Here is a 22561-nt window from a genome sequence, read left to right as displayed (position 1 = left end):
CGTTTAAAGGTGCCTGAGTAGCAGATTAGGCAACTCCACCATCTCTGATGATAATGTATGCCAGATATGCAAAATACAAAGTAAGCATTATCACACCCTGCATTTTGCCAAGGTTCTTTTTTACAAGACACATAAGCCATACAACAGCAGAAAATGCTACGAGGATGATTGTATCAATTGCATTTACAGAAAGATAAGTCATAGGTGAGATAGCACCAGCAGTACCGAGGATTAATAAAATATTGAAAACATTCGATCCAACTACATTTCCAATAGCCATATCAAGCTCATTCTTTCTTGCTGCAACTATTGATGTAACAAGCTCTGGAAGTGATGTTCCAAGAGCTACAATTGTAAGACCAACAAGTGTTTCTGACATACCAAATTTAAGTGCGAGCGTTGTACATGAGCTAACAACCCAATCACCACCAAATTTGATAGCTACCGCGCCACCAATAATATAAATAATGCAAAGCCAGGTAGGAATATCCACTATTTCCTTTTCAACGTCTTCTTCTGCAAGTGCTGCGGCATCAGTTCTTGATTTTTTAGCAGCTTTTAGCATTGATAAAAGGAAGATGATAAAAGCAGCAAGGAGAATAAATCCATCAATGTGCCCTACAGTATTGCCAATTAAGCCCATAACCATAAGTGCTATAGCACAACCTACAGAAAATGGAAAGTCCTTTTTAATTGTATCTTCAGCAACTTCCAATACTGAAAATAGTGCACAGCTTCCAAGTACAACCATTAGATTGAAAATATTAGAACCAATAACATTTCCGATTGCAAGCTGATTACTTCCTGCCATTGAAGCTGTTACTGATACAGAAAGCTCTGGAAGTGAGGTTCCCATGGCAACGATTGTCATACCAATTACAAGTGCTGGTACGTGAAGTTTTTTAGCTACAGCAGATGCACCTTCTACAAAGAAGTCCGCACCCTTAATCAAAAATACAAATCCGATTACCAGTAAAATCAGTGCACCAGGTACTGTTGAAAAAAATGTAATCATAACTACCTCCTAAAATAAAATTGTGATTCCCATTGTATGTTCTAAAAGGATTTTTACACCTAAAAATATCAAAATACAGCCGCCTGCAAGCTGAGCCTTTGCTTTATATTTGCCGCCAAATATATTGCCCACATAAACTCCGCCTAAAGATATTACAAATGTAGTCATGCCGATTATAGTAATAGCTCTGAAAATATTAAAATTCTCGTTGAATGAAAATGTAACTCCACAGGCCAGTGCATCAATACTTGTAGCTATAGCCATAAGTGTAAGCTCTTTAATATCAAGGGGTGGATCCATCACTTCGACTTTATCCACATCCTTCCATTCTTTTATGGCATCTATCAACATTTTTCCACCGATATACAGAAGAAGTATAAATGCTATCCAGTGATCAAAGGCCACAATCTTATCTGCAAATGCGCTGCCCAGCATAAATCCAATAAGAGGCATCAGTGCCTGAAAGCCACCGAAGAATAGGGCGATTATAAACATCTGTTTTTTGTTTACCTGCTTCATGGCCAGTCCTTTACAGATAGCAACAGCAAATGCATCCATAGATAATCCTACGCCAAATAGAAAAATATCAAATACACTCATATTCTACTCCTTTTAAACTGTAAGGAAATAAAAAAGACTCACGTGCAGTAGAGTTTCTACTACACGTGAGTCTCACTATTTAATGTTTGCCAGGTTTTAACCGAGTCTGTTGACAAACAACACAATCATAATTGCGCTAGCTACTCCCTCACGAAGATGTATACAATATACTAGAATTTAGCTTATGCTGTCAACTTTTTGGCAGATATTTTATTGTATATGAAATTCACAATGTAAAAGCTAACTATGCCACCACATATACCTGTGATAGTGCCCACAATTACATCTGTTGGCCAGTGTACAAATAAATACAGGCGACTAAAGGCTATGATTGCAGCAAGGATGATTGCCGGTATTCCAAACTTTTTATTGCGGGTTAGAATAGCAGTAGCCACAGTAAAGCTGACATTGGAATGTCCTGATGGGAATGAATAGTCATGTGGCATATTTGTCAGTATAGGTATCTCAGGTTCCAACCAGCATGGCCTGCATCTCATTATAGATGGCTTTAAAATCACGTTACATACTAGGGCTGTAAGAATTAAGGCTATGGCACATTGTACCCCTAATTTTCGATTATAAGGCAATATAAGAAGTAGAAGGATAACAGCTATCCAAAACCAGCCTGCATTACCTAAAAAGGTGATTTTAGGCAATATGAAGTCCAAAACATCATTGTGCATGCCTTGAAGCCAATGAAGAAAATCAAGTTCCCAGTCAAAATAAAAAATATTACCTATATTTTCCAATTTAACCCTTCTTTCTAAAAAAGTGCCTTGGATTTACCTAGGCACTTTTCTCTTAATATATAAGTTGTTAACTATAAATATTTATGCTTCAATCTTGCAGAATGATTTCTTGCCTTTTTTAAGAAGGAATTCATCTGCAAAAGCGCTCTTTTCATATGCTGTGAAAGGATCAGATACCTTTTCACCATTTACAGAAACGCCACCCTGCTGTACAGCACGACGTGCCTCTGCACGGCTGGCTGTAAGACCTGCTGAAACGAGAATCTGAAGGATGTCTACCTTGTCTTCTTTGAAGTCTTCAGCTGCAAGTGTATGTGTAGGAATATTTTCTGAATTTGCTCCGCCAGCAAAAAGTGCCTTTGAAGCCTCACGAGCCTTGTCAGCTTCTTCTGTACCGTGAACCATCTGTGTAAGCTCGTAAGCTAAGATATCCTTTGCCTCATTGAGCTGTGCACCTTCCCAGCTGTCCATCTTTTCGATTTCTTCCATTGGAAGGAATGTAAGCATACGTATGCACTTAAGAACATCTGCATCACCAACATTTCTCCAGTACTGGTAGAACTCGAATGGAGATGTTTTGTTAGGATCAAGCCATACTGCGTTGCCAGCTGTCTTACCCATTTTCTTGCCCTGTGAATCAGTGAGAAGAGTAATGGTCATAGCGTGAGCATCCTTACCAAGCTTACGTCTGATAAGTTCTGTACCACCAAGCATGTTTGACCACTGGTCGTCACCACCGAACTCAAGGTTACAGTTGTATTTCTGGAACATGTAGTAGAAGTCGTAAGACTGCATAATCATGTAGTTGAATTCAAGGAATGAAAGACCTTTTTCCATACGCTGCTTGTAGCACTCAGCACGAAGCATGTTGTTAACTGAGAAGCATGCGCCAACCTCTCTAAGAAGGTCTACATAGTTGAGGTTAAGAAGCCAATCAGCATTATTAACCATAAGAGCCTTGTCATCTGAAAAATCGATGAAACGCTCCATCTGACGCTTAAAGCATTCAGCGTTGTGATCGATGTCCTCACGAGTGAGCATCTTTCTCATATCTGTACGACCAGATGGATCACCAATCATAGTAGTACCGCCACCGATAAGGGCGATTGGTTTATTGCCTGCCATCTGTAATCTCTTCATCAATGTGAGAGCCATAAAGTGACCGGCTGTAAGGCTATCTGCAGTACAATCAAAGCCTATATAAAAAGTTGCCTTGCCCTCGTTTATTAATTTTTTAATTTCTTCTTCGTTCGTTACCTGGGCAATCAGGCCGCGAGCTACTAACTCGTCATAAATTGTCATTGCAAAATTCTCCTTTCCCACATTTTTTAACAGTTAGTTTTTTATAAACAAAAATCCCTCGCCCCCATTACTAGGGTCGAGGGATTAAAAGAGGTGCCAGACGGATTTGAACCGCCGATCAGGGAGTTGCAGTCCCACGCCTTACCACTTGGCTATGGCACCTTATTACATATAAAACGGAGAAGGAGGGATTTGAACCCTCGCGCCGGTTGCCCGACCTACACCCTTAGCAGGGGCGCCTCTTCGGCCTCTTGAGTACTTCTCCAAGTTGTAGGTGTTTCTTATTTTGTTTCGACGCAAGTGTTATTCTACAGGACATATATGATATTGTCAACAAAAAAATGAGGAAATCTTTCGATTTCCTCAAATTTTTTTTTATGCACTGTTTTTGCTATAAAAATCAAATAAAAAATTAGTTGATTGTTGCATGATAGAAGTACTTCATTCCTTCTACTGTACCATAAACACCCTTTACATAATCCTTGATCATGTATGGATCGTTGTAGTAGTAGAGAGGGATGATGCACCATGTATCCATGAGGTAATCCTCAGCTTCATGCATAAGGTCAGCACGTGCTGCAAGATCAGCTTCCTTACGGATACCAGCAATCATATCGTCATACTTAGACCAATCAAGCTTCTTGCTTGAATCCTTACCAAACTGTGGGTTGTTGTTACCAGAGTTTGTTGTATACATTTCAAGCATGTTGATAGGATCGTTGTAATCCATGATCCAACCTTCACGAGCGAAGTCATACTTACCAGCCTTACGTGTCTCCTGGAATACGTTCCACTCTTCCTGGTCAATTGTAAGGTTAATTCCAACTGTTGCAAGGTCAGCCTGGATACACTCACCAATCTTAACATTTCCTTCTGAGTTGTTTGTAAGGTATGTTAAAGAAATATCCTTTGTAAGCTTGTCAGAAGCTGTATCGAATAAACCGATTTCCTCAAGGAGAGACTTAGCCTCTTCTACGTTAGCATCGTAATCTGTTCCGTAGTAATCCTTGTTCTTGAATTCACCACCGTTGCCATCAGCACAACCTGCTGGAATGAATGATGTAGCAGCAACCTGGTTATTCTGAGCTACTGTATCGATGATATACTGACGATCGATAAGAAGAGTAATAGCGTGACGGAAGATAGCAGCCTGGTCCTCATCAAGACCAAGATCCTTGTAAAGACCTGTATTGTAGTTGAATGATGCATAGTAAGTACCAAGGTTATCAAGAACTACATATTCAGGGCTTGTCTTAGCAACTTCCATTTCTGCTACAGGAATATCATCGATGAAATCAAGGTCACCTGTCTGATATGCTGTGTAAGCAACTGTATTTTCTGCTGTAAGCATTACATTAAGAGTTGTAACTGAAACTGAATCAGCATCCCAGTAGTTGTCGTTCTTAACGTATGTCATATCTGAATCATGGTTCCATGATGAAAGAACATAAGCACCGTTACATACGAAGTTTTCGCCTGCATCGTTAGCCCATGCACCTACAGGATCATCTGCACCAGTCTTAGATGCTTCTACTGCCTTTTCATTTACTGGGAAGAAGAATGGGAATGCACATAAATCAAGGAAATATGGGCAAACAGCACCAAGTGTTACTGTAAGTGTCTTACCATCTTCTGAAGCAACTACATCACCATCGCCAAGACCTTCTTCATAAGTGAAGCTTGGGAAAATTTCTGCAAGGTAGCTGTAATCAGCAGCAACTTCTGGAGATGCTGCACGCTTCCAAGAATAAACGAAATCCTTAGCTGTTAATTCATCACCGTTAGACCACTTAAGACCATCACGCATTGTGAATGTGTAAGTAAGTCCGTCCTCTGAAACCTCATAGCTTTCTGCACAAGCTGGCTCAAGCTCACCCTTTTCGTTGTAACGCATTAAGCCTTCGAAAGAGTTTACTGCAAGACATCCACCATCAACTGATGAGTTAAGCGCTGGATCGATGTGAGCTGGCTCACTTGACATCCAGATGTTAAGAGTTGTCTTGTCTTCCTTTGTTGTTGCAACTTCTGGAGCTTCACCTGTAGATGCAGGGTTCTCAGTAGTTGCTGCCTTATTACCACATGCAACCATTGAAAGTGCCATTGTAGCAACAAGTACTAAAGAGACTAATTTCTTTTTCATACTATCCCTCCTGTATTTTTAATCTCTATTTCAATTCCTGTTAGGAATCAAAATCAAATATATACCTTCTCCTATTTGTTCCAGCAAGCAACCATGTGTCCATTTCCTCTATCTGTAAATGGAGGCATTTCACGTGCACACTGCTCAGTAGCATAACGGCAACGTGTTCTGAATGGACATCCGCTAGGCATTTTAAGAGGACTTGGAACATCTCCCTCTAATATGATTCGCTGACTCTTTCTTGCTGTCTCTGGATCAGGGATTGGAACAGCAGAAAGCAGTGACTGTGTATATGGATGAATTGGGTTATCCATAAGCTCATCAGCCTCAGCAATTTCCATCATGTGACCAAGATACATAACAGCAATTCTGTCAGAAATATGCTGTACAACTAAAAGATCATGAGCGATAAACAGGTATGAAAGACCTCTTTCTTTCTGTAAATCTTCAAACATATTTACAACCTGTGCCTGAATAGAAACATCGAGGGCTGAAACAGGCTCATCACAAACGATGAATTTTGGATCTACAGCAAGAGCTCTTGCGATACCGATACGCTGACGCTGTCCACCTGAAAACTCATGAGCATAACGTGTTGCATGCTCAGCGTTAAGACCTACAGTTTCCATAAGCTCGATGATTTTGTCGTGGCGCTCACCCTTTGATGAATAAAGTTTGTGTACATCTAAAGGTTCACCAATAATGTCTTCAACAGTCATACGTGGGTTAAGAGATGAGTATGGATCCTGGAATACCATCTGCATCTGCTTACGATATGGCTGCATGTTTACATCGATTTTTTTCTCACTATCGAAAAGAACATCACCATCAAATACAATACGTCCTGATGTTGGCTGGTAGAGACGAAGAAGAGTACGACCAACTGTAGTCTTACCACAACCTGACTCACCAACAAGACCAAGTGTCTCACCTGGCTTAATAGAAAAAGAAATATCGTCAACAGCCTTAAGTGGGACTGTTCTAAAACCATTTTTTACTGGGAAGTATTGCTTTAAATGGCTAACTTCTAAAATATTTTCGCTACTCATTTGCAGCTACCTCCTGTTTCATATTCTTGATATTCATCCAGCATGCTGCCATGTGTGTTTCGCCAACTCTGATTTCCTCAGGCTTTTCTCTAAGGCAAATCTTCATAGCTTCGTCACAACGAGGGCAGAAAGCACAACCCTGTGGCATATTCAACAGGTTGATAGGTGTACCGCCGATAGGTACAAGTCTTTCTTTGCTGTTTGCGCTGGTAGGAATAGAACGGAGTAAGCCCTTTGTATATTCATGTGAAGGAGAGTAGAAGATATCATCTGCTGTACCTCTTTCACATACACGTCCACCGTACATAACAATGATTTCATCACACATTGATGCAATAACACCAAGGTCATGTGTAACCATGATAATTGCCATACCAAGCTTTTTCTGAAGATCCTGCATAAGTTCAAGAATCTGTGCCTGGATTGTAACGTCGAGAGCTGTTGTTGGCTCATCAGCAATAAGAATATCTGGCTCACAAGCAAGGGCCATGGCAATCATAACACGCTGTCTCATACCACCTGAAAGCTCATGTGGATACTGCTTTAATCTCTTTTCAGGCTCATTGATACCTACGAGAGTAAGAAGCTCTTTTGCTCTTTCCTCAGCTTCAGCTTTTTTCTTGTCAGTGTGAAGAGTAATAGCCTCTTTTAACTGATATCCAATAGAAAATACAGGGTTTAAGCTAGTCATAGGATCCTGGAAAATGATTGAAACACATCTACCACGGAAACCTGCCATCTCCTTTGGTCCCCAATTAACGATATTATCGCCTTTGTATAAAACTTCTCCGCCAGAAATTCTTCCGTTTTGAGCAAGAATCTGCATGATTGAATATGCAGTAACTGATTTACCGGAACCTGACTCACCTACGATACCGAGAGTCTTTCCTGGCTCAAGAGAAAAATTAACGCCATTAACAGCACATACATCACCGTTATCTGTAGTAAAGGTGGTATGTAAATCTTTTAATTCTAATATGTATTTATAATCCTTCATTTATTTCCACCTCTTATTTAGCTAACTTTGGATCGAATGCGTCACGAAGACCATCACCAAGTAAGTTTAATGCAAGAACAATCAAACAGATTGCAAATGCTGGGAACAAAAGTCTTTCAGGGTATGTCATCATACCGGCTCTTGCATCGTTTGCAAGTGAACCAAGCGATGGCATAGGAGCTGAAACACCAAGTCCTAAGAATGAAAGGTAGCTTTCTGTAAAGATAGCTGAAGGAATCTGAAGGGCAGTAGTAATAATAATTACTGATAAGCAGTTAGGTAAAATATGTCTTCTGATTGTGCGTGCTGTGGAAGTTCCAATACACTGAGCTGCAAGTACATATTCGTTCTGTTTGATTGTGAGAATCTGGCCTCTGATAAGACGAGCCATACCTACCCAGTAAAGGAGTCCAAATACGATGAAAAGTGCGATCATATTTGTTCCAAGTTTTGCTAAAATTGTACCCTCGATAAGTGGTGTAAGAGTCTCATTTAAAACTACGGCAAGAAGGATGATAAGAAGCATGTCTGGTAGTGAATAAATGATATCAACAATACGCATCATAACAAGGTCTACTTTTCCACCAAGGTAACCTGAAACTGAGCCATAAAGCATACCGATAGCAAGTACAAGGATAGATGCGAAAATACCTACACCAAGAGAAACTCTGGCACCGTAAACTACACGGATAAAGTAATCTCTACCAAGTGAGTCGGTTCCAAAAAGGTGTGGAAAAACACTTTCACCGTTTGCAATCTGCTTAAGTTCAGAGGTACTGTACTGCATTGGGTGAAGATTTGCTGTACCCTTTACGATATCTGCGTAGCCGTAAGGTACTACAAGTGGTGCAAAAATAATAACTAATAAAAGTAAAGCAAGAATGACAATTGAAAGCATCGCAAGCGGATTCTTTCTTAGACGCTTCATACTATCCTTGAAGAAGGTAGTAGGCTCGCCCATAACTTCCTGCTGTCTTTTTTCTTCATCAGTGGCCTTTTCAAAATCCTGCATATTAAACTTACTAAGATTAATCTGTGCAGAGAAAGGCGCTTTTTTTAAATTCTCGTTCATTTATAAAATACTCCTTTATTCCTTAGTCAAGCTTAATACGTGGATCTATGATTTTGTATACAATATCTGTAAGTAAGTTTGCGATAACCATTACTGTTGCAAGGAAAATTGTAGTTGCCATGATAAGTGTGTAATCGCGGTTAGTAATGGCACTAACGAATTTTGATCCAAGTCCGCCAAGATTGAAAATAGCCTCTACAACCATTGAACCAGTAAGGATACCTGCAATCATAGGTCCAACATAAGTAATTACAGGAATAAGAGCATTTCTAAGACCATGTACGAAAATTACTTTGCTTGGTGAAACACCCTTTGCTTTTGCTGTACGGATATAATCCTGTCCTAATGCATCAAGCATAGAAGTCTTTGTAAGACGAGTAATGTATGCCATTGGAGATAAAGATAGGGCAATTACTGGAAGTACTGTCATATTTTCTCCTGCAGAGAATGCCTGGAACATGCCAAGAACCATACAGAAATAGTAGAGCAACAACGTCGCCACAACGAAGGACGGCATGGAGGTAACTATGGTTATGAAGAAAATAATTACTCTATCCGGCCATTTATTTCGCATTAATGCTGCTATTGAACCAAGTACAATACCTGAAATAATAGCTATAACTGCAGCAATTAATCCGATTTTTGCTGAAATAGGAAAACTCTCAGCAAAAATATCACTAATCTCACGGTTATTCTTTAAAGATACACCGAAATCACCATGAGCCAAATTTTTCATGTACAGAATGTACTGCTCCCAAAGAGGTTTATCCAGATTATATCTGGCCTCAAGCTGTCTGATTACAGCTTCGTTTACAGCCTTTTCTTTGTTGAAAGGACCGCCTGGAATAGCATTCATTGCAAAGAATGTAATTAAACTGATAACAATTACAGTTACGAATGCTAGCAAAACTCTTTTTACTACGTATTTTGCCAATTTTTTATACTCCTTTTCATGTACTACTTAATTAAAAAACCTATCCCCGTTTTTTAATCTAAATTTTTTGGAATTCTTTTATAGCTGTCTCGTATAGGTTATTCCCCTCAGAATCTACAACAACTATTACCGGAAAATCCTCTACATAAAGCTTTCTAATAGCTTCTGCACCCAAGTCATCGTAACAGATAACTTCTGAAGATTTGATGCATTTTGATAAAAGTGCACCTGCTCCACCTACTGCGGCAAAATAAACGCCATTATTTCTAACTATGGCATCAATTACCTCTTTTGTACGTTTGCCCTTTCCAATCATAGCTTTAAGACCTAAATCTAAAAGCTTTGGTGCGTATTTATCCATACGACTGGCAGTGGTTGGACCTGCAGAACCGATAGGTCTGCCTTCTCTTGCTGGAGATGGACCCATGTAGTAGATAGTGCAATTTTCAATTGGTATTGGAAGTTCTTCTCCCCTTTGTAAAGCTTCGCTCATTCGTTTGTGAGCTGCATCTCTGGCAACATATATCTCGCCAGTGATATAACAATAGTCTCCTGAATGAAGCTTTGAAGAAACTTCAGATGTGATTGGTGTTGTTATTCTCTGCTCCATTATAGTGTCCTCGTAATATGTCTGTTTACATGACAGCAAATATTAATTGCAACTGGGAGTCCTGCTATGTGTGTAGCAAAAGTATTAATATTTACCGCAAGAGCAGTGGTAGTTCCACCAAGTCCCCCTGGCCCTATGCCAAGTTTATTTATTTTTTCAAGCATTTCATCCTCTAAATCCTTTACCCAAGAAATAGTAGGACGTGCTGAAAATTCTCTGGTAAGTGCTTGCTTTGCCATAAGTGCTGATTTTTCAAATGTACCACCTATACCTACACCAACTACCATTGGTGGACAGGCGTTTGGGCCAGCATCCTTAACAGCTGTAAGTATTGCTTCTTTTACCCCTTCGATACCATCAGCAGGCTTAAGCATAAATACTCGACTCATATTTTCTGAGCCAAATCCCTTTGGTGCTAAAGTGATTTTAAGTCCATCACCAGCTACGATGTCATAGTGAATTATGGCTGGAGTATTGTCCTTTGTGTTAACCCTTTCGATTGGATCACCTACAACAGATTTTCTAAGGTATCCTTCAGTGTAACCTTTTCTAACCCCTTCGTTTATAGCATCAGATAGGAGACCGCCTTCTATATGGACTTCTTGACCAAGTTCCACAAAAAATACTGCCATTCCTGTGTCCTGACAAATTGGAATCTGTTCTTTATCAGCAATATCAAGATTTTCTTGAAGCTGATTTAAAATTTTCTTGCCAAGCTCTGATTTTTCGCTATTAACAGAATTGTTAAGTGCTAATTTCATATCGTCGGATAAATAATGATTAGCTCTTATGCACATTTCACTAACAGTCTCAATAATGTCTTTTGTCTCGATTACCTTCATTACAATATCCTGTTAATACTTTAAATGATTAAAGTGTATTTTTGAAAAAGAAGGGACTGCTATTTTACTAAATAACAGCCCCATTGCTATTAAAAGTTAATACACAAAACTATGATTCGGTTGTTGAACCTTCATTTAATTCTTCAACCTCTTCCGAGAGTATTGTATCACTTTTTCTAACTTTTGCAATACTAATAAGCTTAGTATTTTCTTTTAAATCTATCAATTTTACGCCTGATGTAATTCTACTAAGCAGGGCTGTACCAGAAACTTCGATTCTGATAATTGTACCAGCAGTGTTAATAAGCATTACTTCGTCATCACGTTCAACTGCCTTTGCACCAATAAGATTTCCTGTTTTTTCTGTAATCTTATAGCATTTAACACCCTTACCACCACGGTGGATAGTGTTAAATTCAGACATTAAAGTACATTTTCCAAGACCATTTTCTGAAACAGTCATGAGACTTTCACCCTGGGAAATCATCTGCATGCCGATAATCATATCATCTGCAGCAAGATTCATTCCGATAACACCCATTGTTGCACGGCCTGTTGGACGAACCTCTGTCTCAGGGAAACGTATTGCCTGGCCAAATTTTGTAACCATTATTACATCTTCTTCACCATCAGTAAGCTTAACTTCGATGAGCTTATCGTCATCACGAAGAGTAATTGCTGTAAGTCCATTCTTTCTGATGTTGTCATATTCTGTAATCTTGGTTTTCTTAACAAATCCATCTGCTGTAGCCATAAACAGATATTTATCTTCAGAATAATCCTCGATAGGAATCATTGCTGTGATTTTTTCATCTGGCTGAAGCTGAAGAATATTTACAATGGCAATTCCTCGGCTTGTACGGCTACTTTCAGGAATCTCATATGCTTTGATTCTGTATACTCGACCCTTGTTAGAGAAGAAGAGTAGGTAATCGTGAGAAGACATCATGAGCATTTCAACAACGTAATCTTCGTCGATTGTCTCCATACCCTTGATTCCTTTACCGCCTCGGTGCTGAGCCTTAAAGTTGTCCTCATTCATACGCTTAATGTATCCAAGCTTTGTAAATGTAACAACTGTGTTGGTTACAGGAATCATATCCTCCATATTGATGTCATATTCGTCATATCCGATAGAGGTACGTCTGTCATCACCGTATTTATCAGCTATTTCAGTGATTTCTGTCTTGATAACTGAAAGAAGTACCTTTTCATCTGCAAGAATAGCTTTCAATTTTCCAATAAGCACCTGTAATTCATCGTATTCTGCCTGAATCTTTTCACGCTCCAAACCTGTAAGAGCACGAAGACGCATATCTACAATAGCCTGGGCCTGAGCATCTGAAAGACCAAAACGCTCCATCAATGTGGCCTTGGCTGTGGCAACATCTGCAGAACTGCGGATGATTTGGATGACCTCATCGATATTGTCAAGAGCGATAAGTAATCCCTCTAAGATGTGGGCACGCTCCTCAGCTTTATTAAGCTCATATTTTGTACGACGAGTAACAACGTCTTTTTGGTGATTAAGGTAGTGTGTAAGCATTTCCTTAAGATTGAGAATCTTTGGTTGATTGTCAACCAAGGCAAGCATGATTACACCGAAAGTATCCTGAAGCTGTGTGTGCTTGTAGAGCTGATTTAGGATGATATTTGGATTTACATCACGTCTAAGCTCGATACAAATACGCATACCTTCTCGTGAAGATTCATCACGAAGATCTGTGATACCATCTATTTTTTTATCTTTGTGAAGCTCGGCAATCTTTTCGATAAGTCTAGCTTTGTTAACGTTGTATGGGATTTCGGTAACAACAATTCGGTTCTTGCCGTTGTCCATTGGTTCAATTTCAGATACAGCACGAACCCTGATTTTTGCTTTACCTGTACGGTAAGCTTCCTCAATACCAGCTTTTCCGAGGATTACGCCCCCAGTTGGAAAATCTGGTCCTTTAACAATGCCTAATAATTCCTCTATATCAGTATCTCTGTCCTCTTCAATCTGGTTATCAATTATTTTATTAACTGCACCAATGATTTCACGAAGGTTATGTGGTGGAATATTGGTTGCCATACCTACTGCGATACCGGTAGTACCATTTACAAGAAGGTTTGGATATCGAGCTGGAAGAACTGTTGGTTCCTTTTCAGTCTCGTCAAAGTTTGGCATGAAATCTACGCCATCCATATCGATATCTTTTCCGAGGGTGAATTTATCATCCTTGAAATTGATACCAAACATGGTCATGGAAATTTTAGAAAGACGGGCTTCAGTGTATCGCATGGCAGCTGCGCCGTCGCCATCCACTGAACCAAAGTTACCATGTCCATCAACAAGTGGGTAGCGGGTATTCCATTCCTGGGCCATATTTACAAGAGCACCATAAATAGAACTATCACCATGAGGGTGATATTTACCCATTGTGTCACCGACAATACGAGCACATTTTCTGTGAGGCTTGTCGGGACCGTTATTTAACTCAATCATAGAGAAAAGTACTCTACGTTGAACAGGTTTTAGACCATCTCTTACATCAGGAAGGGCACGAGATGCGATTACACTCATGGCATAATCGATGTAAGAGTTTTCCATTGTTTCTTTCAGGTCAACATCATGAATATTATCAAAAATTTTGTCGTCCATATTTTACCTTTTCTACGGGCGTAGCCCGAAAAATATTAAGAATTTTTATATATCAAGATTCTGTACGTATTTAGCGTTAGCTTCGATGAATTCTCGTCTTGGCTCTACGTTATCACCCATGAGAGTTGAGAAAGTAACGTTAATTTCAGACACATCTTCATCATCAATAACAACACGCTTTAAGATTCTCTTTTCAGGATCCATTGTTGTCTCCCAAAGCTGCTCGGCATCCATCTCACCAAGTCCTTTGTAACGCTGAATCTTATTACTTGAGTCACGGCCAACTTCAGTAAGAATCTTGTTTAATTCTTCGTCTGAATATGCATACCAGATTTTTTTATTTTTCTCCAGCTTGTAGAGTGGTGGAGTAGCAAGGTAAACATATCCCTGCTTGATAAGCTCAGGCATAAATCTGTAAAGGAATGTAAGCATAAGTGTTGCAATGTGAGCTCCATCAACATCGGCATCAGTCATGATAATAATCTTGTGGTAACGAAGCTTTGATATATCAAAGTTCTCATGAATACCTGTACCAAATGCAGTAATCATCGCCTGAATTTCTGCATTTCCATAGATTCTGTCTTCGCGAGCTTTTTCTACGTTTAGGATTTTTCCACGAAGTGGAAGAATAGCCTGGGTAGCACGACTTCTGGCTGTCTTTGCAGAACCACCAGCGGAATCACCCTCTACGATAAAGATTTCACAATTCTTTGGATCCTTGTCTGAACAATCGGCAAGTTTTCCAGGAAGAGACATACCTTCAAGTGGAGTTTTTCTTCTGCTCAAATCTCTGGCTTTTCTTGCAGCCTCTCTGGCTCTTTGAGCCTGAAGAGATTTTTCACAAATAAGTCTTGCTGTGGCAGGATTTTGCTCTAAGAACCATGTTAACTGTTCTGTAACAATAGAATCTACCGCTCCTCTAGCCTCTGAGTTGCCAAGTTTTTGCTTTGTCTGTCCTTCAAACTGTGGCTCCTCGATTTTGATAGAGATGATTGCAGCAAGTCCCTCACGAATATCGTCACCCTCTAACTGTGGGTCACTGTCCTTTAAAATCTTGTTGTCTCTGGCATATTTATTAAATACTTTTGTAAGGGCACCCCTGAAACCTGTAAGATGTGTACCACCTTCAGGAGTAACGATATTATTTACATAGCTGTAAGCCTGATCCTGATAACCATCGTTATGCTGCATAGCAACTTCAACGTAAATATTATCCTTTGTACCTTCGCAATAGATAACATCTTCGTAAAGTGGCTTGTTACCACGATTGATGTATTGAACAAATTCCTTGATACCACCTTCGTAGTGGAAGCTTTCTTCTTTGATCTCTTCACTTCTGGTATCTGAAAGAGTGATGCGAAGTCCCTTTGTAAGGAATGCTGTTTCACGAAGACGAACCTTTAAAGTTTTATAATCAAAGACAGTTGTTTCAAAAATAGTGTCGTCTGGAAGGAAAGTGACCTTTGTACCTGTCTCTTCCATAGGGCATGTACCGATTTCCTTAAGAGGATACATGGTCTTTCCACGCTCATAACGCTGTTTGAAGATTTTTCCATCACGTTTAATTTCAACTTCAACCCAGTTTGAAAGGGCATTAACAACAGACGCACCTACACCGTGAAGACCACCTGAAACCTTGTAGCCGCCACCGCCGAATTTACCACCTGCATGAAGTACTGTAAATACTACTTCTACAGCTGGAATTCCAGCCTTGCTGTTGATTCCTGTAGGAATTCCACGACCATCATCTACAACAGTCACGGAATTATCTGGATTAATAGTCACTTTTATATGTGTACAAAAACCTGCCAATGCCTCATCAACTGCATTATCTACGATTTCGTACACCAAATGATGAAGACCTCTCTCTGAAGTTGAGCCAATATACATACCTGGACGTTTACGAACTGCTTCAAGTCCTTCCAAAATCTGTATTTGGTCTGCACCATATTCCTGATTAATTTCGCTTGCCATCTAGTTCCTCCGTAATTAATTCTATAGAACCATTTGTAACTTTATAAACGGTGTTTAACTTGAATCTATTTTTAACAAATTCATCTATACCTGTACAGGTAATGATTGTTTGTGTATCAAGAAGATTATCTAAAAGATCACTTTGACGATTTTTATCCAGCTCAGATAAAACGTCATCAAGAAGAAGAATAGGCTTGTCGTTAATTGTATCTTCAACAAGCTTTATCTCAGAAAGCTTAAGTGAGAGAGCACAAGTTCGCTGTTGTCCCTGACTTCCGTATTTTCTGATATCGATTCCATCGACAGTTATTTTTATATCATCCCTGTGCGGACCTACTGAGGTCTGACAGAATCTCATATCTTTTTCTTTATTTTTGACTAATTCATCAAGAAAAAATATGTCATCAATATTTGGATCATAAGTGACATCTATATTTTCCTTGCCAGAAGTGATTTTATTGTGGATTTCTTTGACGATAATGTTGATATCGTTAATAAATTGCTGGCGTCTTGTTATTATCTTTTTACCGTAAGATATAAGCTGCTCATCCCAAAGGGATAGTGTCTCTTTTAAATCTGGCTTGTAAACCATCTCTTTTAGCAGAGCATTACGCTGATTTAAAGCTTTATTGTAATTTGTAAGGTCAGAAAGATAAATTTTGTCTATTTGACAAAGCTCAGCATCCATAAATTTTCTTCTCTCAGCAGGACCATTTTTTATAATATTTAGATCCTCAGGAGAGAAGAATATTATATTTATAAGACCAAATAAATCCGATGCTTTTTTGATTGGCACCCTGTTTATTGCGATTCCTTTTGATTTATTTTTTCTAAGGTGAATATCAATCTGATAATCACGGTCATTTTTTGAAATGATTGTCTTTATATGACTCTCATTTTTATCAAATTTGATTATTTCTTTATCACGGCTGCCCTTATGGGATTTAGTAGTACCACTCATATAGGCAGACTCTAAAATATTTGTCTTTCCTTGAGCATTATTTCCAAAGAGAATAGTAGTATGTTCATCAAAATTAATACTAAGTGAATCATAATTTCTAAAATTCTCTAATTCAATGGATTTAATTATCATTGGTAACTGTTACACTTTCTCCATTAAATTCAACAATATCTCCAGGATAAACTTTTTTGCCACGGCGTGTTTCAACCTCGCCATTATATTTTACCAGGCCTTCTTCTATGACATCTTTTGCCATTGCGCCAGACTCTACTAAATTGGCAAGCTTTAAAAGCTGGCCTAATTTTATAAATTCATCTCTAATCTGTATTTTTTCCATTTCTTACTCCTAGTTGGCTCCAGGATTGTTAAAGTTTACAGGAAGAACAATGTAAATGTATGAACCATCGTCAGCCTTAATGAAGCAAGGGCTCTTTGCATTAAGCATATAAAGACTGATTTCTTCATCATCGATTGCTCTAAGTGCATCCATAACAAATTTTGGATTGAAGCCAATCATAATATCCTTGCCTTCTTTGACAATATCAATACTTTCATTCATGGAACCAATGAATGATGATATTGAAATAGACATAGTGCTGTCTGAAGTGCTCACGATAATTGGCTTTTTATCACCTTCATTTACAAGGATTGTTGCTCTATCAATACACTCGAAAAATTCTCTTTTATTGATTTTAACCTTTGTTTCATAATCTGCAGAAAGCATCTGCTCAATCTTAAAGTATTCACCTTCAATAATTCGAGATACGACAGTAGTCTGATCAAATTCAAAAATAATATGATTTTCTGTAACGAAAATATTAACTACATCGTCAACTCCACCATCAATAATCTTGATGATTTCATTGAGGGTCTTCTTTGGAACTACAACCTTAACATCTTCAGCTGGATTTTTCAGTTCAACATATCTGATTGACACTCTATGACCATCAAGAGCAACAACTTTAAGCTTATTGTCTTTGATTTCAAGGAGCTCACCCATCATCATTTTGTTGTTTTCATTATCAGCAACAGAAAAAATAGTTCTGCTAATGATATCTCTAAGTGTGTACTGAGAAATAATAACAGGTTGATTTCTATTTGGATTTGGAATATAAGAAAAATCTTCGCCAGATTTTCCTATAATATCAAATTTTGCCTTTTCACATGTAATAGATGTTTTGAAAGTTGAATCTGTCTCTATAGTAACTTCGTTTTTAGGAAGCTTTCTAACAATCTCAGAGAATTTCTTTGCATCAAGCGCGATGATGCCTCTTTCTAATATAGAACCCTGAACAATAGTCTCTATACCAATTTCCATATCATTGGCTGTAAGTTTTATCTCGCCTGAGGATGCATCTATAAGAATACATTCAAGTATTGCCATAGTTGTTCGGGTCGGAACTGCTTTTGAGACAATATTAACACCTTTAACAAGGTCGGCTGCGTGACAAGTGATTTTCATGAGTGAGTGCTCCCTTTCTAAAAAAAATAAAATAAATATATATTTCTAAGTACTCTTCTTATAGGTTGTGGATTTGTATATAACTGTGAAACCCCAAGTATTTATGCGTAAAACATAAAATGTTAAATCTAAAAAAAGTGTGAATTTTGTATTGATAATCTATGGATAATATGTGAACAAAAAGTGTCTGAATATTTTGATATTTACAACCATCTATTGGTTATCAAATAGGACTAACAGGCTGTTCACAAATTATCCATAATGTTATAAACAAGTTATAAACATTAATTAGGATTGATTTTCTTTTTTATAGTTTCAACAAGGTTTCTAGTACTTTCATCCTTTTCTATTTCTTCCCCGATTTTGTTTGCACCGTGAATAATAGTAGAATGATCTCGTCCTCCAAGAAGAAGACCTATAGCTTGAAGCGATGAATCAGTCATAGTGTTGCAAAGATACATGGCAATTTGTCGTGGTCTTGCAACATTACTTGATCTGTTTTTTGAAGCCATCTGATCAACAGTAAGATTAAAGTGTTCAGAGACTACTTCTATAATAAGCTGAGGAGTTATTTCTCTTGAAATATTTGGAGAAATAAAATTCTGGAGCTCTCGTTCAGCTATTTCCATTGTGATATCTATTTTTTCAAGTCGCGAAAAAGCTATGAGCTTATTCAAAGCTCCTTCGATTTCTCTAATGTTTGATTGAATGTTTTCAGCAATGTATTTTCTGATTGATTCATCAAGATTAAAATCTTTTTCTTCTATTTTTTTACTAAGGATGGCCATACGTGTTTCATAGTCTGGATAGCCAATATCTGCCATAAGTCCCATATCGAATCTTGATTTAAAACGATCATCAAGAGTTTCCATGTCCTTAGGTGGTTTATCTGATGAAATTACAATCTGCTTTCCCATAGCGTGGAGAGCATTGAAAGTGTGGAAAAATTCTTCCTGTGTTGCTTCCTTACCAATGATGAACTGAATATCGTCTACCATAAGAACGTCTACGGTACGATATTTATCTCTGAAGCGCTGCATTGCTGAAGCATTGTTATTGGTTCTCATGTTTTCAATAACTTCGTTAGTGAATTCCTCGGAAGTTACATATAATATATGAGTATTTGGATTTTGTTTTCCAATGTAGTTTCCAATAGCCTGCATTAGGTGAGTCTTACCAAGTCCCGGCCCACCATAAATATAAAGTGGGTTATAGAATTCGCCAGGAGACTCCGCAACTGCAAGAGCTGCAGTCTGAGCAAATCTGTTATTTCGGCCAACGACAAAATTATCAAAAGTAAACTTAGGATTTATAGAAGAATTTCCCATCTTTTTGTTTGCTTCAAAAGATGATGTTTCTTCCATATTAATAGATACAACATTTTTTTCTCTATTAATTTGCTTTGCGTTTTCTTGGGATATAACTAAAATTTCATCGAATTGAATTCCAGTAATTTCTGCTATTGTTACTTTTAGCGGGGTGGCGTATTTTCTTGTGACATATCCAAGTGTCATAGTACTTTGCTCACCGCCATATGTAAGATATAATTTATTATCTTCTATTTGAAATAATTCAAGAGGTTTTATCCATGAATCGTATGATACGTCTGTGATAGCGTATTCATTTTTTAAATAGGAAAGTATCTCTTCCCATTTTTTAACAATCTCTTCCATAAATGATCCTTTTTATCCACATTTTATATTCTTTTCTATAATAAACCAAATAAGCGATTTTAGCAATATTCACTAATAAATGGTGTGGGGGGTCGTTTGAGGTTTAAAAGGCCTTATTTTCGAAATTTGAGGCCGTATATATAGTGCGTTTTATTGTCCACATATGTGTATTATCATTTTTCCACATTATTATAGCTTATTTTAAAGCATTTTTGATTATAAATGTGGATAAGTGTTAAAAATTATACACTTATCCACAGAGTTTTCCACAGATTGTAGATAACTCTAAAAATTTTTTATTTAAAATTCCACTATATTTAGTGTATAGATATATTCGATTTATTAAGATATTGTGTTTTTTACTTATCCACAGATTTTTCATAATTTAAATATTGCAAAATTTATTGACTTTATGGGCTTTTGCCATTATAATTTCAACTGATGTTTTCTCATAAAGAGGAGGTGGATATATTATGAAGATGACATATCAACCAAAAAAGAGACAGAGATCCAAAGTTCATGGATTTAGATCTAGAATGAGCACAGCAGGTGGACGTAAGGTTCTTGCTGCTAGACGTGCAAAAGGAAGAAAGAAATTATCAGCTTAGGCCACAGACCATGTGGTCTTTCTTTCTATTTAAAGGAAAATATTTGTTATGGAATTTAGTGAATCTCTAAAAAAGAATAAGGACTTCACAACTGTATACAGAAGAGGTGTGTCAAAAGCTAACAGGCAGCTTGTGATGTATATATACCATAATAAAACGGATCGAAATCGAATTGGAATTTCTGTTAGTAAAAAGGTTGGAAATTCAGTAGTTAGACATCATTTGACGAGACTGATAAGAGAAAGTTATAGACTTAATGAAGAGATGTTCAATAGTGGTTTGGACATTGTAGTCGTTGCAAGAGAAGCTTCTGCTTCTGCTAATTTCGAAGAAATACAAAATTCTTTGCTTCATCTTGCAAATCTTCATAAAGTAACTCGTAAATAATTGGAATGGACATTTCCATTGTGTTGAATAATCATGTTAAAGAGAGTTTTTATATTTTTAATTAAGCTATACCAAAAATATTTATCTCCAATGAAATCTTATAAATGCCCTTATTGTCCTACATGTTCGAATTATGGTTTGCAGGCGGTTGAAAAATATGGTGCAATAAAGGGTGGTGGTTTGGCATTATGGCGTATTATCCGCTGTAATCCTTTATCTCATGGTGGATTTGATCCAGTTCCTTAAAAACTGGAGGTTTTACATTGAGCGAACTTTTATTAACCGCTTACAACGGTTCCATTCTTGGACCTATCGCTAAGGTTCTTGGATGGTTTATGGACAAGATTTATATTTTGCTTTCTGCTCTTGGATTTCAAAGTATAGCTCTTACTATTATTGTTTTTACTTTCTTTATTTACATTTGTATGTTCCCTCTTACCTATCAGCAGCAGAAGTTTGCTGTACTTCAGCGTAAGATGCAGCCTGAAATGAAGGCTATTCAGGACAAATATAAAGGTAAAAAAGACCAGGCTTCTATGCAGGCTCAGCAAAATGAAATCCAGAGTCTTTATGACAAATATGGAATTTCTCAGGTTGGTAGCTGTGGATTTATGTTAATCCAAATGCCAATTCTTTTTGCACTTTATCGTGTATTCTATAATGTTCCAGCTTATATTTCTTCTGTAAAAAATATCTTTACAGATCTTGTAAGTGGTATTATGGCTACAGATGGATTTGCAAATAAAATGCAGGGTGTTTTTGAAAATTCTGGTGTTAAAAATCTTAATCCTACATTTTCAGGTTCAGATACATCAGTAATTTCAGATTCAATTATTGATGTTTTATACAAGCTCCCAACATCAGGCTGGGAAGCAGTAACAGCTTCTTTTCCAGATTTAGCATCATCAGTTGATACTGTTGTTGCAAAGCTTGAAAGGATTAACTATTTATTTATGTTAAACATTTCAGACACTCCACTTAACCTTATTAAAGATGGATGGTCTGCTAGCAATAAGAATTTTGCACTTATCGTTTGTGCGCTTCTTATTCCTGTATTTTCTTATTTATCACAGCTTGCAAATATCAAGCTTACACCAACCTCAACTGAAGGTCAGTCAGAGCAGATGGCTCAGCAGATGAAGACAATGAATCTTATGATGCCACTTATGTCATTATTCATTGCTTTTTCAGTTCCTGTTGGTCTTGGTCTTTACTGGATTGCTGGTGCTGTTGTTCGTATTATTCAGCAGTATTTCTTAAATAAGCATTTTGAAAAGATTGATCTTGAAAGCATTATTGAGAAAAATAAAGAAAAAGCTGCTGCTAAGGCAGAAAAGCGTGGTATTCGCCAGGCTCAGATTTACGAAGCAGCTCGTATGAGTACTAAGAATTCTTCTATGGCTGATAAGGCAAACTTAGTTAATTCAGAGTCTGAAGCTCTTAAGAAGGCTGATGAATTTAGAGCAAAGGCTAATTCTAACTCGCTTGCTGCAAAAGCAAATCTTGTAAAAGAATTTAATGAAATGAATAATAAATAAGGGG

At 37.7% G+C, this 22561-nt stretch carries 21 protein-coding genes and 2 tRNA genes; 4 read left to right on the top strand and 19 right to left on the bottom strand.

Features of this window, described 5'->3' with window-relative positions:
• Positions 1–25 precede the first annotated feature (25 nt).
• From BLV53_RS12765 to dnaA, 19 genes are all read right to left on the bottom strand, one after another.
• On the bottom strand, positions 26–1015 hold the full coding sequence (locus BLV53_RS12765; RefSeq protein WP_090301473.1) for a calcium/sodium antiporter: 990 nt from the start codon (positions 1013–1015) through the stop codon (positions 26–28).
• Positions 1016–1024: 9 nt separating this feature from the next.
• Complete coding sequence (locus BLV53_RS12760) at positions 1025–1615, bottom strand: manganese efflux pump MntP (RefSeq protein WP_090301471.1); 591 nt, start codon at positions 1613–1615, stop codon at positions 1025–1027.
• 182 nt (positions 1616–1797) lie between these two features.
• Positions 1798–2364 carry a phosphatase PAP2 family protein gene (locus tag BLV53_RS12755; RefSeq protein WP_242879103.1) on the bottom strand — a complete coding sequence of 189 codons (567 nt, stop codon included), beginning with the start codon at positions 2362–2364 and terminating at the stop codon, positions 1798–1800.
• A gap of 81 nt (positions 2365–2445) precedes the next feature.
• Complete coding sequence (gene tyrS, locus BLV53_RS12750; protein ID WP_090301469.1) at positions 2446–3666, bottom strand: tyrosine--tRNA ligase; 1221 nt, start codon at positions 3664–3666, stop codon at positions 2446–2448.
• A gap of 91 nt (positions 3667–3757) precedes the next feature.
• Positions 3758–3828: transfer RNA gene (locus BLV53_RS12745), tRNA-Cys, on the bottom strand.
• A gap of 15 nt (positions 3829–3843) precedes the next feature.
• Positions 3844–3931, bottom strand: a tRNA-Ser gene (locus tag BLV53_RS12740).
• A gap of 147 nt (positions 3932–4078) precedes the next feature.
• A complete protein-coding gene (locus tag BLV53_RS12735; RefSeq protein WP_090301467.1) occupies positions 4079–5806 on the bottom strand; it encodes a peptide ABC transporter substrate-binding protein in 1728 nt (575 codons plus the stop codon).
• Positions 5807–5877: 71 nt separating this feature from the next.
• The gene (locus BLV53_RS12730) at positions 5878–6855 is read right to left on the bottom strand and encodes an ABC transporter ATP-binding protein (protein WP_090301465.1); all 978 of its coding nucleotides are present in this window, start codon (positions 6853–6855) and stop codon (positions 5878–5880) included.
• A complete protein-coding gene (locus tag BLV53_RS12725) occupies positions 6848–7852 on the bottom strand; it encodes an ABC transporter ATP-binding protein (RefSeq protein ID WP_090301463.1) in 1005 nt (334 codons plus the stop codon). The genes BLV53_RS12730 and BLV53_RS12725 overlap by 8 nt, the downstream gene beginning before the upstream one ends.
• 13 nt (positions 7853–7865) lie before the next feature.
• A complete protein-coding gene (locus tag BLV53_RS12720; protein WP_090301461.1) occupies positions 7866–8924 on the bottom strand; it encodes an ABC transporter permease in 1059 nt (352 codons plus the stop codon).
• 22 nt (positions 8925–8946) lie between these two features.
• A complete protein-coding gene (locus BLV53_RS12715; RefSeq protein WP_090301459.1) occupies positions 8947–9858 on the bottom strand; it encodes an ABC transporter permease in 912 nt (303 codons plus the stop codon).
• Positions 9859–9916: 58 nt separating this feature from the next.
• Entirely contained in the window at positions 9917–10468 is a 552-nt protein-coding gene (locus tag BLV53_RS12710; protein ID WP_090301457.1) for a Fe-S-containing hydro-lyase, read from the bottom strand.
• A complete protein-coding gene (locus tag BLV53_RS12705) occupies positions 10468–11310 on the bottom strand; it encodes a fumarate hydratase (protein WP_090301455.1) in 843 nt (280 codons plus the stop codon). Before BLV53_RS12705 ends, BLV53_RS12710 begins: the two co-directional genes overlap by 1 nt.
• Positions 11311–11419: 109 nt before the next feature.
• Entirely contained in the window at positions 11420–13954 is a 2535-nt protein-coding gene (gene gyrA / locus BLV53_RS12700) for a DNA gyrase subunit A (protein ID WP_090301453.1), read from the bottom strand.
• Positions 13955–13999: 45 nt separating this feature from the next.
• Entirely contained in the window at positions 14000–15928 is a 1929-nt protein-coding gene (gene gyrB, locus BLV53_RS12695; RefSeq protein ID WP_090301451.1) for a DNA topoisomerase (ATP-hydrolyzing) subunit B, read from the bottom strand.
• On the bottom strand, positions 15912–17021 hold the full coding sequence (recF, locus tag BLV53_RS12690) for a DNA replication/repair protein RecF (protein ID WP_090301449.1): 1110 nt from the start codon (positions 17019–17021) through the stop codon (positions 15912–15914). Before recF ends, gyrB begins: the two co-directional genes overlap by 17 nt.
• On the bottom strand, positions 17011–17226 hold the full coding sequence (yaaA, locus tag BLV53_RS12685; protein WP_090301447.1) for a S4 domain-containing protein YaaA: 216 nt from the start codon (positions 17224–17226) through the stop codon (positions 17011–17013). Before yaaA ends, recF begins: the two co-directional genes overlap by 11 nt.
• A gap of 9 nt (positions 17227–17235) precedes the next feature.
• The gene (gene dnaN, locus BLV53_RS12680; protein ID WP_090301445.1) at positions 17236–18351 is read right to left on the bottom strand and encodes a DNA polymerase III subunit beta; all 1116 of its coding nucleotides are present in this window, start codon (positions 18349–18351) and stop codon (positions 17236–17238) included.
• 284 nt (positions 18352–18635) lie between these two features.
• Positions 18636–20024: a chromosomal replication initiator protein DnaA gene (gene dnaA / locus BLV53_RS12675; protein ID WP_090301443.1), complete on the bottom strand. Its 1389-nt coding sequence runs from the start codon at positions 20022–20024 to the stop codon at positions 18636–18638.
• A gap of 473 nt (positions 20025–20497) precedes the next feature.
• On the opposite strand from dnaA, the gene rpmH reads away from it, so the two are divergent.
• Genes rpmH through BLV53_RS12655 form a run of 4 tightly spaced genes read left to right on the top strand, consistent with a single transcriptional unit; the run spans position 20498 to position 22557 of the window.
• Positions 20498–20632: a 50S ribosomal protein L34 gene (gene rpmH, locus BLV53_RS12670; protein ID WP_015550658.1), complete on the top strand. Its 135-nt coding sequence runs from the start codon at positions 20498–20500 to the stop codon at positions 20630–20632.
• Positions 20633–20680: 48 nt separating this feature from the next.
• The gene (gene rnpA, locus BLV53_RS12665) at positions 20681–21019 is read left to right on the top strand and encodes a ribonuclease P protein component (protein ID WP_090301441.1); all 339 of its coding nucleotides are present in this window, start codon (positions 20681–20683) and stop codon (positions 21017–21019) included.
• A gap of 33 nt (positions 21020–21052) precedes the next feature.
• On the top strand, positions 21053–21265 hold the full coding sequence (gene yidD / locus BLV53_RS17745) for a membrane protein insertion efficiency factor YidD (RefSeq protein WP_090301439.1): 213 nt from the start codon (positions 21053–21055) through the stop codon (positions 21263–21265).
• Positions 21266–21282: 17 nt separating this feature from the next.
• Entirely contained in the window at positions 21283–22557 is a 1275-nt protein-coding gene (locus BLV53_RS12655; protein ID WP_090301437.1) for a YidC/Oxa1 family membrane protein insertase, read from the top strand.
• The last annotated feature ends 4 nt before the right edge of the window (positions 22558–22561 follow it).

Source organism: Pseudobutyrivibrio sp. ACV-2, from assembly GCF_900107545.1.
Lineage (GTDB): Bacteria > Bacillota > Clostridia > Lachnospirales > Lachnospiraceae > Pseudobutyrivibrio.
This window is presented reverse-complemented; position numbering and strand designations above follow the sequence as displayed.